Raw genomic sequence first — 13,621 nt, forward strand, 5'->3', positions numbered from 1 at the left:
ATACGATTATTATCTGTTCAATTTTCTTTTAATGTTCACGTTTTGTCCCAATATAAATAAATTGTGACAGAATTAAAAACTTTTTTACCCTTTTATCCTAACATCCGAATGAAAAGGTGGCAATAAGTTTTTGTGTTTACTAGCTTTCTTTTTTTAATTTCTTATATACATAACATTCCAGCTTTACCAAATGAAATTTAGAAAGGATGAATAACAGATGACCCTACAAATCAATTTTGATGATTCATGGAATGATCAGCTATTAAAGCGAATTTCAGATGATGGGCCATGGGCCAATTGGGAATTATATAAGCTTGCAGTAGAAGTAGAACAACATAATATCATACCGGAATTCGAAGGTCTCCAAGCACCAAATTACCTATCAGACCTTTCTCCATTGCCTCACCAACTGGAGGTTGCGAAAAAAGTAATAGAAGATATGAATGGAAAAGCGATTTTGGCAGATGAAGTTGGTCTTGGAAAAACAATTGAAGCAGGATTGATACTAAAAGAATATATGATTCGCGGATTAGTAAAAAAAGTGCTGATTTTAGTTCCTGCCTCTCTTGTCACACAATGGGCTTATGAGTTAAATAGCAAATTCTACATCCCTGCAATGGTTCAGCGTAAAAGCTATGTCTGGGAGCAATGTGATATTGTCGTATCTTCTATTGATACTGCCAAAAGACAGCCCCATCGAGATATTATATACAACCTCGATTATGATTTAGTGATTATTGATGAGGCTCATAAACTCAAAAACAATAAAACGAAAAACTATGAGTTTGTCCAAAATTTAAAAAAGAAATTTTGTTTACTATTAACAGCTACTCCTATCCAAAATAGGATTAGCGAAATTTTTAATTTAGTCTCTCTATTAAAGCCTGGGCATCTAGGCAGCGAATCATCATTCTATGAAAAATATAAAAAGGATGCTCGCTCCATTGATGATGATGAGAATTTAAAAGCATTGGTCAATAAAGTAATGATCAGAAATAGACGTCATGATACTGGGATTGAATGGACAAAAAGAATTGTTGAAGCTATTCCTATTGAGTTTACGAAAGAAGAAAGAGCATTGTATGAAGGGCTGGTAGATTTAAAGACAGCTAACAATCTTTCTAGCGATATAGAAAATCCCCGCAGTCCTTTTTCCATGATTACGTTGCAAAGAGAGGCATGCTCTAGCCGGGAAGCAGTGTATTATACTCTGCAAAATATGGTGAAGAAATTAGAAAATCCAACACCACAATTCCAACAAAGAATACAGGACCTTGTAAAAAAAGTAGAAGCAGTTCAGCAAAATTCAAAAGCAAACAAGGCATTAGAGCTTATTAAGAAAATTAATGATAAAGTAATCATCTTTACCGAATATAGAGCTACGCAACTTTATTTACAATGGTTTTTGAAGCAGCATGGCATCACATCTGTTCCCTTTCGCGGTGGATTTAAACGCGGCAAAAAAGATTGGATGAGAGATCTTTTCCAAAATCATGCTCAAGTATTAATAGCAACAGAAGCCGGAGGAGAAGGTATCAACCTTCAATTTTGCCATCATATTATAAACTTTGATTTACCATGGAATCCAATGCGATTAGAGCAAAGAATTGGCCGGATTCATCGGCTTGGTCAAAAAGAAGATGTGAAAATTTATAACTTTGCCGTAAAAGACACGGTTGAGGATCATATATTAAAATTACTTTATGAAAAAATTCATCTTTTCGAAAAAGTAATTGGGGAACTAGACGATATTCTTACAAAGCTAGATTTTGGCAATATGGATGACTATATGATTGATATCTTCTCCCATTCTAAATCAGAGGGAGAAATGAAAATTAAAATGGATAATTTAACGAGCATGATTGAATTTGCACAAAGTATGAAGGAGGGTGAACCATATGAAGCAACAGGAAATTCATCAATTTCTTGAACGATTTTTCATTGCAAATGATTGTGAGATAGTCGAGAATAAACCTGGTTACTTAACAGTACAACTTACCATTGAAATGGACAAAGAGTTAATGAATCGACCTTTTTATTGGCATTATCTAGAAAAGACTGGTGGTGTCCCAAACCCTGCCAGTCTAACTCTTATCACTAATCCAAAACTAGCACCAGAGGATTTAAAGGGCGAACTGATACACTTTGGGTCTCCCAGACTTCATCAGCTTTTTGCTTCTGCTAAAAATTTATCAAAGTATATACGTTTATATGAAAAAAAGATTAATCAAGGGCAGCAGCAAACTGCTTTAAAACCATGGCTTGCTCTTAATGTGAAAATTTCGTATCAATGTGACAGAAAACGAGATGTGTTTCAATCGATTGGCCTGCAGCTCATCAATGGCCAAATAGCAACAGACTTCCAGGCAAAAGTGGAGAAAATGAACCTTTCTGCCAAAATTCCTGATTATGCATTTACTCTTTCTCCCTTAATCATGCCGAAAAGCGGGATAACAAGAATTGAGAATATGATAAAACAATCTTTATTAGCAGAAGATCATACCTGGGCAAAAGAAGCGCAAGAAAGATGGAAAAAGGATTTAAAATTGCTAGAGCATTTTTATGAAGATATGGAAGACATGGAGGAAGAACAGGAAACATTGGAGACAGAAAGATTAGCTCTACAGGAACAGTACGAACCAAAGATTAATATTTCGATTATTAATGGCGGGCTATTCTATTTAGCATCAGAAGCTGTTTCGTAAACCTTATCATGAAAAAAGGAGTAGATTTATGCTTTAATTAGCTAAGTCCACTCCTTTTCATAGCCTATCTTCTTACATTTCTACGCTTAAAGCTAAATATAATTAAATAAGGTAAAACCCCAAACCACCTCAGCATAAATGGCTCTTTCAGCCCTTTTCTTTCCGCTCTTAACTTTTGTCTTTCTTCTTTAGGCTGATCCATATACTGGACAAATGTTTGGGTTAAATACTTCACATAATCATTGGTATTCATTTAATCACCTACTATAGCATTTGTACTAGGATAGCCCTATCGTTTGGTTTTTATTCATTCTATCCATTTCGTCATTTTATTCTGCTCCATATCAAAGTAGCTTATCGCATAGATCGGCTTTATCCCAGCTTTCATATTTAATTGATAATCGATTTTAAAAGTAGTACGAGAATTTTTTTCAATTGTATAAAAAACATCACCATGTAAAAAAGTCTTTGTACCTGAAAGGTCAGGATTCTCTTTTGTAGAAAGGTCTAGCTCAATTTCTTTTAAGGAAGACAAAAAATAGTATTCTTGCATATTGCTACTTTTCACACTAATTTCAATCCCTTTCTTCGTTTCATAAATTCCATATAAGGAAAATAGGAAGTGGATAAAAAGAAGAAATACACATAAAGATAATGGATAAATAAAGCCTTTATTATTCATTATCAATTCACATCACTCCCAAGATGGAGATACGATTTTACACTAGTAGATTTTTCCATTCCAAAACGATTAATTACCTCTATACTAAAACCATTCTTATTACTAGTAAATTTCACATTATTAACACCTTGTAATGCTACCTCATGCCCTGTCGAATCTACCCGCCGTCTTACACTACTTTCATATCTTTCATAGGTAACCATTCTTCCATCAACATAAAGAAATAATTTATTGTTTGCAACACCAATATACTGCGCCTTTTTTGTTTCTTTTTTTAATTCAAGGATAAATACTTCCCATTCCATGTCCTGTAATTCTTTCTCCGAAAATTGTCGATCAAGCATAAGCTGCAAAGGAACGATTAATAGAGAAAGAATAATCGTAAAAATAAAAAAGCAAAGAAGCATCTCCAGTAAAATATAGCCTTTAGCATTTAATAACATCCTCTTTTTCATTCTATTAATACATCGCAAATTCTTATTGTCTCCTCAAATACATTTTTATACTGGATACAGACTGTATTATCTTTCTCCCAAAACATAGGGTAACTAGTTCCTGCCTGCTCAATTGAAGAAATACCTTCTTCCGCCTCTCCCAATTTCACTTCCATTAAGTAGTGATAAAATAGTTCATTGACAAGCTTTCCTTCTTCCGAATCTTGCAGTTGTTTTAACACATGCACATATATCGGCATCCATATTAAAGCGATTAAAATCCATATCATAAAAGACAATAAATAATCTGGTAACATAAATCCTTTACAATTTAGTTGCATAAAATCTCCCTTTACCAATTTGAATCGTTAACTTATAAGCTTGTTTGCCAATTCGAAATTCATATGTGCCGAATTTAGAAAAATTCCCATTCGCATTGATAGAAAATGAAAGCGTAGATTCATTTAAAAAGACAATATTTTCATCATAATAGCGATCCACAATATTACCCGTATTGATATCACCACGAATGTTGTAGCGATTCATATTAGGATATATTCTTACTTGTATTGGTAGCTGATTGGCAATAGCCAAAGCTTGTGCATAATAGAGATCTGCTTCCAGTTGGGTAATAAAACGATGCTCATTGAGAGTGGTTTGCTGGGAGGTTACTAAGAATACAGATAAGGAGGAAAGAATCACCAATAACGACATTGCAACAAGCATTTCAACTAATGTAAAACCTCTTTGACTAGCCATTATGGATTTTCCGTACCAGAAGTAGAAACTACACCATTTGTAATAATTAATTCCTTGCCATTTGTACATTTCTTTTGTTCTTCCGTAATATAATTTTCTTCTTTTAGTATAGCCATACTCTCAGGGTATGCCTTATGCTCCATATAATAGGATTGAACCTCTGCTTGCACCATCTTTGTTAGCGCTTCACAACCTGTATCATTAATTTTCGAATTGTGCTTCGTTATATTTGGAATAGTTACAATTAATAATATAGAAATAACCACCAATACAATCATCATTTCAATTAGGGTGAATCCTTTTTCATTCTTCATTTTGTTCTCCTTTCAAAATCCATCTAATAGCTGAAACATTGGCATTAATACAGATAAATAAATAGAAACGATTAAAATTCCAACAACGGAATATAAGGTGGGTTGAAGGACTTTTATTGTTTTTTGAATATTTTCTTCTATTTGCTTTAAGCAATGATTCCCAAAGTAATAGAATTCTTGATCCAACTTACCATTTTCTTGACCATGTTGAATAATTTGTAATAGTTCTTTATCCAAAAAATCAAATGACTTAAATGCTTGATCAAGACGAACCCCTTTTTTCAGTTGAGAAATAGTAATTATACCTATTCGAGAATATAGCCTTTGTCCCTTATTTTCTTCAAAAAATTGCAAACACTCATAAATGGAAAAGCCACTGGATAATAAATAACTTAGTTGCAAGGATAATAGATAGGAAAAATAGCGTCTGACCATTTTCCCTATATACGGAATTCGAGCTAATAAATTCACCTGAACAATAACATCCAGTTTGCGAAAATAGAAATAATAATAGAAGAAACTAGTAATAAGAAAAAGTAATAAAAAAGCGAACAGAAACGGAATAACCTTTCCAATCAATTGAACAAAGAGTAGAAAGAAATTCTTATTTATATTCATCGTTAAAAAAATGGAATTAAATTTAGGAATGAGGATACTTTGAACGAAGAAGAACAAAACGAAGGTAAATAATAAAAGAAATAGGGGATATGAAAGAATCTTCCTTAACTTTTTGATCGTTTCTTGTTTATTTTGAATCATTTTACTTGCATCTTGAAAAGCTGTTGCAAATCCCCCATGCTTTTCAGCAAAATAGACAAAACTTATAACTTGATGATCAAAGTTTAATCTTACAAGATTTTCAAAAAAAGTTTCCCCTCCTTTTAAAGAACCATAACAAGCATTTATATCTTCCATTAAATGATTAGGCATATAATAACGCGAAGATTGGACTGCTTCCGACATGGAATATCCTCTTTCCAGCAATTCTCCGATACATTTTAAAAATTTTGCTTGTTCTAAATTTGTCCATCCACTATTTCTTTTCATCATAAATCCACCGTTCATATTCCCCTTGCTTTATATAACCTAACGCTATCCCTTTACAAATAATGTCTCCTAATGACTTATACTTCTTTCTCCAATTATCTGACCGATTATAGAGAATATCAGCGATCACCCTTCCTGTTATCATTTCAAACACCGTCGAACGTTTTATTCGATCATCTAAACGGTAACAAATAGGTGAACAGCCAACATCACAAAATGGACATACCATTTCTACCAATCTTTGCGCTGTAACAGCAATCAAGGTTTGTTCAATTTCTGTCTCCTTAATTCCAAACTCTAGCAAACGATGTATAGCGCCTTTGGCATCCCTTGTATGCATTGTGGTTAATACCAAATGCCCTGTTAAGCTTGCCCTAATTGCAATATGAGCAGTTTCTCTATCACGGATTTCTCCAACCATAATAATATCAGGATCATGTCGAAGAATTGCTTTTAGTCCAGTAGAATACGTAATACCCGCCTTCTCATTGACCTGAATTTGGAGGACATTTTCTTGAGGTTTTTCAATAGGATCTTCTAAACTGATAACATTTCGTTGGTATAGATGCGCATTTTCATTTAAAAGGGAATAGAGCGTTGTGGTCTTGCCTGAACCAGTCGGCCCAGTGAGGATTATTAAACCATGAGCGTGCTTTAATAAAGAAATTAATTTTCGTGAAACATTGGGAAATAAAGAGATATGGTAGATTGGAAGCATGTTTTTATCGGAAAGAATGCGAATAACTAAACTTTCATGTGGGTAAGAAGGTAAGGTCGACAAACGTAAGCCAATATACTGCCGGTTGATTGTTGTGGAAATGGAACCATTTTGCGGTTTTCTTCTTTCTCCAATATCCATGGATGCCGTAAATTTAAAATGAGAGATTAACTTGTCACACTCCTCTGTTGCAATCACTAATCTAGTAAGCAAGTGATTAGCAATGCGAAACTGAATAACAGACTCCTTTTGCCTTGGGATAACGTGAATGTCAGTAGCATTCTGCTCCACCGCATCACGAATAATACGATTTGCTAAAGCTTCAATAGATAACACTGTGCATAAAACACCACCTTTTCATTTATTCGAGTTTATATTTCGACAAAAAAGGAGAAATTCCTTCTCGATTTATTTATTTTTTTATTTTTTTGTTTTTCATATAATCTGAACATTTCTTTCATCAAAAAACAGCAGACAACTTTGTATAAAAAGAAAGGAATAATCCATACTATAGATATAATTATTTATGGGCTATAGCCAAGTGGTAAGGCAACGGACTTTGACTCCGTCACTCGTTGGTTCGAATCCAGCTAGCCCAGTAAAGACCCACTTTTCATGGGTCTTTTTTCATTCAAAAAAATAACCCCAAAATGAAGCTGCTCTGTATTCATTTACACATTCATATCATCATGTTGAATCTGTGACTTTTCAATTTGAATAGTTGTATGTTCTATTTTAAATTTATCTTTCATTCGATCTATCGCTCGCTGAAGAATTTCTTGACTATCCTTATTATCATCAATTAGAATATGGCAACTTAACGTATCTAATCCAGAAGTAATAGTCCAAATATGCAAGTCATGTACATTCAATACTCCTTCAATCCCTTCTAACTCCATTTTTACATCTGCAGTGCTTATCGTTATCGGCGTTCCTTCCATTAATATATGAGTTGAATTTTTTATGACACCCCAACCGCTTTTTAAAATTAATAATGCAACTATTACAGATATAACGGGATCAGCAACATACCAATCAAAGAATAACATGAAAACTCCAGCAATAATCGCACCAACTGAACCTAATGCATCCCCCAATATATGTAAGTATGCACTTCGTAAATTCACATTGTTATGCACATCCCCTTTCTGTAATAATGCCCAGGCACTAATCATATTAGCTAACAATCCTATCAATGCAATAATCATCATTGTTCCACTAGCGACTGTAGGAGGCTCAGTGAATCGTTCTATAGCTTCCCATATGATAAAAAATGCTATGACAAACAAAGTTACACCATTAAAAAGAGCCGCTAAAATCTCGAAGCGATAGTATCCGAACGATTTACTGCCAGATGGCTTTCGTGATGCAAACCAGATAGCAATGAAACTTAAGAAAAGTGAACTTGCATCACTTAACATATGGCCAGCATCTGATAATAAAGCAAGACTATTTGTAATAAGACCTCCAAAAAACTCTAATAGCATGATGGCGCATGTGATGAATAAAGCGATAAGTAGTCCTTTTTTATTTCCTTCTCTTGTTTTTTCAAACCCATGATGATGGTGTCCATGCTGATGACTAGGCTCGTGTCCATGGAAATGTCCCATTTTTCTTCCTCCCTAACATTTGATTGTCTATTAGCTTTGTCCGAGCTTCATCGTTTTTGATGCTTTCTGTATAAACCAAATTTATCAAACCACCAGAAAATATTCTTTTTCCCCATATTTTGTGGCAAAAACCGAATATTATGACCTACTAATAAATAAACCTTATTAACATCTATATATGAACATATGCTCATATATAGATGTTATACTCCCCATTGAAAAATGTCAAATAAAGTTTTGCATTTTCTAAAGAGATTATTTTGAATATCCATTTATAATGGTATCCATATTTAAATTAATATGTCTAATTTATGAACTTTTAATTGTGAAGTTGTGAACATTTTATAAACTTATCGTTTTAACCATGTTTATGGTAGATTGCTATATTATAATAAAGAAAATTAGTTCCCAGGAGGAAACATTTGTTATGGAAAATACACTAAAAGTTACAAATGTATTATCTGATCCCACTCGTTTCTATATTTATCAATACATTACTAAACGCCATCAAGATGTAACAGTTCAAGAAATTGCAGACGAATTTTCCATCCATCCAAACGTGGCAAGATTGCATTTATCTAAATTAGAAGATGTAAGAATGCTACATTCTGAAACAAAAAAAACAGGAAAGGGTGGCCGTCCAAGCAGACTTTATCGCTTATCAGATGAGGTTATACAATTTAGCTTCCCATTTCGAGACTATCAATTATTAAGCAGCATTTTATTAAGATCCCTTGAAAGTCTTGGAGCAGACGGAAGCAAGGCCTTATATGAAACCGGAAAGACATTTGGCAAAGAAATGATGGAACAAGAAATTGCTCGTTTTACAAACAATACTTCATCATTATCTAATGAAGATAAACTACGCTTATTACAAAATGCTAGTTTAATGACAGGGCAATTACCAGCTTTAGAATGGAATGAAGATCAAACTTCCCTATATTTTGAGATATATAACTGTCCATTCAAAGAAATCGCAATGGAGCATAAAGATAAGGTATGTACAATGCATCAATCCTTCTTTACCGGTATGTTTGAAGCATTATTTGCAGATGTTCAATTAATTGAAAAACAAAATATTATCTCAGGCTGCGATCAATGTGCCTACAAAACATTTGTACAATAAAGAAAAGATAGAAGGGACTATTTTAACCCCTTCTATCTTTTCTTTTGGCTGTTTATGTAAAGTTTGTTGCTATGATCCGCAGCCTGAATACACTCCGCTTTCCGTGGGGCTCGCGCTGAGCCGCTTCGGCTTCGCCTGCAGGGTCTCAGGCTGTCTCGCTAATCCCACAGGAGTCTACGTGTATTCAGGCTGCTCCATTTTTCTCATTAATTGATTTTTTCTATTGAGAAAGCAACAATCTTTTAGAAAACAGCCTTTCTTTTTAATGCTAGCTCAAAAACCATTAATATAGGGATTATGATCCATTTCATGTTCAATTGTTGTTTTTCTCCCATGACCTGAGAGCACAATTGTCTCTTCTGGCAAATTCAATAACTTCTCGTGAATACTATTTAGTAAAGTTCGTTGATTTCCACCAATTAAATCAGTCCTACCAATGCTTTCATAAAAAAGTGCATCTCCGACAAATGCCCAATTCTCCTTTTTAAAATAAAAGGTTACACCACCTGGAGAATGTCCTGGTGTTTCCATTACTTGAAAAGTAAAATCTCCGATAGTCATTTTCGGATTCTCATCTAAAAAATGTTCAGCTGGTCTGGTCACAATAGGCTTTGGCAACTTAAACGACTCACTGCCATTTAATTTCGGATCAATCAACCAATCTTCTTCTTTACTATGTATATAAACGGGAATACTGTACTCTGTTCTAACATCCTCCACTGCACCAATATGATCAAAATGTGCATGTGTTAACAGAATCGCTATAGGAGAAACGGCTAAATCCTGTATTATCTTAATTAGTTTTTCCCCGTTTGCACCAGGGTCTATTACTAAACAATCCTTCTTATCATTCCATACTAAATAACAATTAGTTTGGATTGATCCTAAAGGAATTTGTTTATATTCCATCAAAAAACACCTCCTATTAGTTCTCTAAATGACTTAATACACGATCAACCTTCTCTTCCATTTTTCTCTTAATATCTCGTCTGTCATCAATTCTTATATTTGTACAAACACGAACAAGACCTTTTTCAAATGGAACTTCATGCATTGCTTGGATTACTTCAAATAACGTCGGAAGCTCCCCCTCAATAATAGTGTTCATCGGCGTTAATTGGAAGCGAATTTGTCCTTTTTTCTCATAACTTATTAACACCTTATGTATATCTGCTACATATGCACTTACACTAGGTGTTTGTGTGCCTACTGGTATAACTGTTACATCTACTATTGCCATTATTATTGCCCCTTTCAGTCCGATAATTAATCGTATTCCAACTATTAATAATCAATAAAGTTCATCACTATGATGGCATATTTTTATAGCAACATCAACTATTGTGAAGGATTTGACGCAAATAATGAAGTTATTTCTCCTGTCTCCATATTAAGCATATTCTCAAAATAATACCCAAGCAGGAAATAATTTCCGTCGCTTGAAATTTGAATCGGCTGATCCTCAAAATCCATATCAGTAAATAACCTTTTGCTTTGTCCAGTTTCCATATCTACTTCCAAAAGTTCAAAACCATCTTGATAAGTTTCTGCATTGCCATTTTGTTTAGGAACAAATGTAAGAAATTTATCTTTATAAATAGTATAGTTTGGTACTAACCAATTCGAAAATTTAGATAATCTAGGAACATGAACACTTCCTTGCTTACTAAAATCAGTATGATAAAAAGTATAAACCGCCTCTTCTTCCTTAACTGTACTTGAAATAGTAAGGAGGTAATCATTTTTCTGGTCGATATAATAGATATTAGACAGGTCTATCTCCTTTTCTTCTCCTGTTTCTAGATTAAATATTTTAAGTGGTGCATATAAGGAAGGATTACTTTGATTCCAATCAAGGTACATTACCTTTTCTGTTGATAACCATTGCGGAAATGGAGTAGAAACAGGGAAATCATTTAATACGTTTTCTTGAATATCCAATGTAGAAACTTTACTTTCCCATTCTTTGGTGAAGACGGTTATTAACAATTCATTTTCATTGTGAGGATTCCATACAAAATCTGTTTCATAGCTTTCTAGCCTTTTAGAAAGTATTTCGTTTCCCTTAGAATCAATTATATGAATTTCTCCTTCTTCTTCAGAAAGAGCACTGTAAATTAAAAGTTGATTATTATTGATCATCACATTAGATAATTCTGCTTCCGACTCATACAACTGGGTATGCTTTCCCGTATAAATATTATAGGCATAAATTTTATATATACCCTCAAGCTTAGCAGAATAACAAATCGTGTCTTTCTTTATCCAGCCATAGACCTGCTCAAATTCGCCTTCAATCGGGCTTATAGGAGGAAGCATTGTATTATTATTTACATTTTTGTCCTTCGCTTCTTTTTCACTGGCTGAATCACTCTGTCTAGGGGCACAGCTAGACAAAATTAGGGTAAAAAAAGTGAAGAGAAGAACAATTCCTAGTGTGTTTCTCTTACCAAATGGAAACATTATTCCACACCCCTATAATACTTTTCAAGTTTTGTTCACTCTATAGAATAGTAACACAAAAAAGCCGATTTTTTCGGCTTTTTTTAAATCATCCTTGAGATTTTAATAGAAAAATTAGATTTTCTATTAAAATCATCTGCACTGGCACCGGAAAGGATGTGTTTGTGCTTAATAACCTAAAATTAAATTTAATTCCCTTTATCCATTTTATATTCTATTCTTCTTTCTATGAAAAGCAGAAACCTACATATATAAAGAAGCTAAGAAAATCCCAAAACTATCATGATAGATTTCATCCAATTGGGAGAGGGGGAGTGGATTTATTCCTTTTCCTAATTCTATTGTAAATCCTGGCTTTCTAAATTCTTGTATAAACCAATCTTTATAGCCGGCATGACTATCTACATTTTGAATAGCCTTATATCCGCTGACTCTTGAAAATTCATCAGCTATTGCCCTCGATTCTGCTGGTTCCAATCCTTCATAACCCCAATAAAATTCTTTACCTTGTGTATGTAAAGCTACTATTCGATCAAATTTTTCTTTTTCAGCAAGACTAGACATCGTCTTTGACTCTGGCTCAATCAACGGAGCATCTCCTGGATAATCCCTCGGAGCTGGTGCTTTCGGCTCTTTGCGCTCTTTCTCAATTTCCCAATTTGCAGGGAACTGATTATTTAAATCTACACCACGTATATTTGCTTTCCAGCCAGTAAAATCGGTGCCACCGCCATTAATGGAAACGACTTTTTCCCTCTCGCTTTCTGGTGGTCCGTTTAAAACCAAATCTACTCCATCGGGATTAACTAGTGGAACAAGGGATAAATCTGCTGCTTGATATAACGGCATCGTTTTAACATTTTCAATACTTGTTCCATTTGTCAATGATAATAAGTAGTCATTTAAAAACATCATTAAGATAGAAGTAGTAATCCATTCATTCGCATGAAAAGACGCATTTATATGAACCTTTTTCGTTCCTTTGCCTATTCTAATTTCATCAATATTTTTTCCTAATACACTTTTACCAATCGTATGCACTTTAATAAATGGGAAAATTTCCTTTAAGCGATTCATATCTGTTTGCTGGGAAGAGTAATCATATTTTTTCTTCCCACGAACTACTCTTCCAATAATTCGATTCGGAATGAAGATTTTATCTCCTACTTTAAGGTTATTAGGATTTATTTGTTGATTTAACAATAATATACTATCAACTGATATATTCCTAGCACCTGCAATTTTCCACAGTGTATCTCCATGCTTTATTTGATGGACTTGTGATTCAAATCCAGGAATGAGAATTGATTCAGAAATTGCTAACTTATTCGGATTTACGTTTGGATTACTGTCTATAATTAGATTTAGGGGAACCATAAAAAGCTGACTATAGTACCAAAGTGTATCTCCCGGTCTTAATTTTATCTCCATATGATCACTTCCTCTCTCTATTTATATATGAATCCCTTTTAAAAAACATGCTTACAAGCGTATTCCCATTAGCATTTTAAAATATAGCTGTTTTCGTAAAATTGTTGCTATGACCCGCAGCCTGAATACACTTCGCTTTCCATGGGGCGAGCGGTGAGCCTCCTCAGCTTCGCCTCCGGGGTCTCACCTGTCTCGCTAATCCCATAAGAGCCTACGAGTATTCAGGCTGCTCAGATTTCCTCATTAATCTATTGAGAAAGCAACAATCTTTTAGAAAACAGCCTATAATATACATAAAAAAAGCTTCATAACATACTAGCAGCTACTAGTAG

At 34.0% G+C, this 13,621-nt stretch carries 16 protein-coding genes and 1 tRNA gene; 4 read left to right on the forward strand and 13 right to left on the reverse strand.

Going from position 1 to position 13,621, the window contains the following annotated elements:
- Positions 1 to 217: 217 nt before the first annotated feature.
- Positions 218 to 1,930 (forward strand): DEAD/DEAH box helicase, encoded by a 1,713-nt coding sequence (locus tag NYE52_RS14280; RefSeq protein ID WP_341193681.1) that lies wholly within the window; start codon positions 218 to 220, stop codon positions 1,928 to 1,930.
- Positions 1,899 to 2,705, forward strand: coding sequence for a YqhG family protein (locus tag NYE52_RS14285; RefSeq protein WP_341193682.1), 807 nt, complete (start codon positions 1,899 to 1,901; stop codon positions 2,703 to 2,705). Before NYE52_RS14280 ends, NYE52_RS14285 begins: the two co-directional genes overlap by 32 nt.
- Positions 2,706 to 2,769: 64 nt before the next feature.
- Here NYE52_RS14285 and NYE52_RS14290 read toward each other — a convergent pair whose 3' ends face one another.
- Genes NYE52_RS14290 through comGA form a run of 8 tightly spaced genes read right to left on the reverse strand, consistent with a single transcriptional unit; the run spans position 2,770 to position 6,995 of the window.
- On the reverse strand, positions 2,770 to 2,958 hold the full coding sequence (locus tag NYE52_RS14290; protein WP_341193683.1) for a YqzE family protein: 189 nt from the start codon (positions 2,956 to 2,958) through the stop codon (positions 2,770 to 2,772).
- 54 nt (positions 2,959 to 3,012) lie between these two features.
- A complete protein-coding gene (gene comGG / locus NYE52_RS14295; RefSeq protein WP_341195200.1) occupies positions 3,013 to 3,387 on the reverse strand; it encodes a competence type IV pilus minor pilin ComGG in 375 nt (124 codons plus the stop codon).
- Between the two features lie 2 nt (positions 3,388 to 3,389).
- Complete coding sequence (gene comGF, locus NYE52_RS14300; RefSeq protein WP_341193684.1) at positions 3,390 to 3,860, reverse strand: competence type IV pilus minor pilin ComGF; 471 nt, start codon at positions 3,858 to 3,860, stop codon at positions 3,390 to 3,392.
- The gene (locus NYE52_RS14305) at positions 3,839 to 4,162 is read right to left on the reverse strand and encodes a hypothetical protein (protein ID WP_341193685.1); all 324 of its coding nucleotides are present in this window, start codon (positions 4,160 to 4,162) and stop codon (positions 3,839 to 3,841) included. Before NYE52_RS14305 ends, comGF begins: the two co-directional genes overlap by 22 nt.
- Complete coding sequence (comGD, locus tag NYE52_RS14310) at positions 4,146 to 4,580, reverse strand: competence type IV pilus minor pilin ComGD (RefSeq protein ID WP_341193686.1); 435 nt, start codon at positions 4,578 to 4,580, stop codon at positions 4,146 to 4,148. The genes NYE52_RS14305 and comGD overlap by 17 nt, the downstream gene beginning before the upstream one ends.
- Complete coding sequence (gene comGC, locus NYE52_RS14315; RefSeq protein WP_341193687.1) at positions 4,580 to 4,894, reverse strand: competence type IV pilus major pilin ComGC; 315 nt, start codon at positions 4,892 to 4,894, stop codon at positions 4,580 to 4,582. The genes comGD and comGC overlap by 1 nt, the downstream gene beginning before the upstream one ends.
- A 12-nt stretch (positions 4,895 to 4,906) precedes the next feature.
- Positions 4,907 to 5,941 carry a competence type IV pilus assembly protein ComGB gene (gene comGB / locus NYE52_RS14320; RefSeq protein WP_341193688.1) on the reverse strand — a complete coding sequence of 345 codons (1,035 nt, stop codon included), beginning with the start codon at positions 5,939 to 5,941 and terminating at the stop codon, positions 4,907 to 4,909.
- Entirely contained in the window at positions 5,928 to 6,995 is a 1,068-nt protein-coding gene (comGA, locus tag NYE52_RS14325) for a competence type IV pilus ATPase ComGA (protein WP_341193689.1), read from the reverse strand. The genes comGB and comGA overlap by 14 nt, the downstream gene beginning before the upstream one ends.
- A gap of 191 nt (positions 6,996 to 7,186) precedes the next feature.
- On the opposite strand from comGA, the gene NYE52_RS14330 reads away from it, so the two are divergent.
- Positions 7,187 to 7,258: transfer RNA gene (locus NYE52_RS14330), tRNA-Gln, on the forward strand.
- A 72-nt stretch (positions 7,259 to 7,330) separates the two neighbouring features.
- Here the strand turns inward: NYE52_RS14330 and NYE52_RS14335 are convergent.
- Complete coding sequence (locus NYE52_RS14335) at positions 7,331 to 8,269, reverse strand: cation diffusion facilitator family transporter (protein WP_341193690.1); 939 nt, start codon at positions 8,267 to 8,269, stop codon at positions 7,331 to 7,333.
- Positions 8,270 to 8,696: 427 nt separating this feature from the next.
- Between NYE52_RS14335 and NYE52_RS14340 the strand changes: the two genes are divergently transcribed.
- Positions 8,697 to 9,395 carry a helix-turn-helix transcriptional regulator gene (locus tag NYE52_RS14340; protein WP_341193691.1) on the forward strand — a complete coding sequence of 233 codons (699 nt, stop codon included), beginning with the start codon at positions 8,697 to 8,699 and terminating at the stop codon, positions 9,393 to 9,395.
- Between the two features lie 273 nt (positions 9,396 to 9,668).
- Here NYE52_RS14340 and NYE52_RS14345 read toward each other — a convergent pair whose 3' ends face one another.
- The 4 genes from NYE52_RS14345 to NYE52_RS14360 form a co-directional block, all read right to left on the reverse strand.
- Positions 9,669 to 10,304, reverse strand: a complete 636-nt coding sequence (locus NYE52_RS14345; RefSeq protein WP_341193692.1) for an MBL fold metallo-hydrolase — start codon at positions 10,302 to 10,304, stop codon at positions 9,669 to 9,671.
- Positions 10,305 to 10,320: 16 nt separating this feature from the next.
- Positions 10,321 to 10,635, reverse strand: a complete 315-nt coding sequence (locus tag NYE52_RS14350; RefSeq protein WP_341193693.1) for an MTH1187 family thiamine-binding protein — start codon at positions 10,633 to 10,635, stop codon at positions 10,321 to 10,323.
- A 98-nt stretch (positions 10,636 to 10,733) separates the two neighbouring features.
- Complete coding sequence (locus tag NYE52_RS14355) at positions 10,734 to 11,858, reverse strand: YqgU-like beta propeller domain-containing protein (protein WP_341193694.1); 1,125 nt, start codon at positions 11,856 to 11,858, stop codon at positions 10,734 to 10,736.
- Between the two features lie 243 nt (positions 11,859 to 12,101).
- Positions 12,102 to 13,289: a M14 family zinc carboxypeptidase gene (locus NYE52_RS14360; protein WP_341193695.1), complete on the reverse strand. Its 1,188-nt coding sequence runs from the start codon at positions 13,287 to 13,289 to the stop codon at positions 12,102 to 12,104.
- Positions 13,290 to 13,621: the final 332 nt, after the last annotated feature.

The organism is Niallia sp. FSL W8-0635 (assembly GCF_038007965.1).
Classification (GTDB): Bacteria; Bacillota; Bacilli; order Bacillales; family Cytobacillaceae; genus Niallia.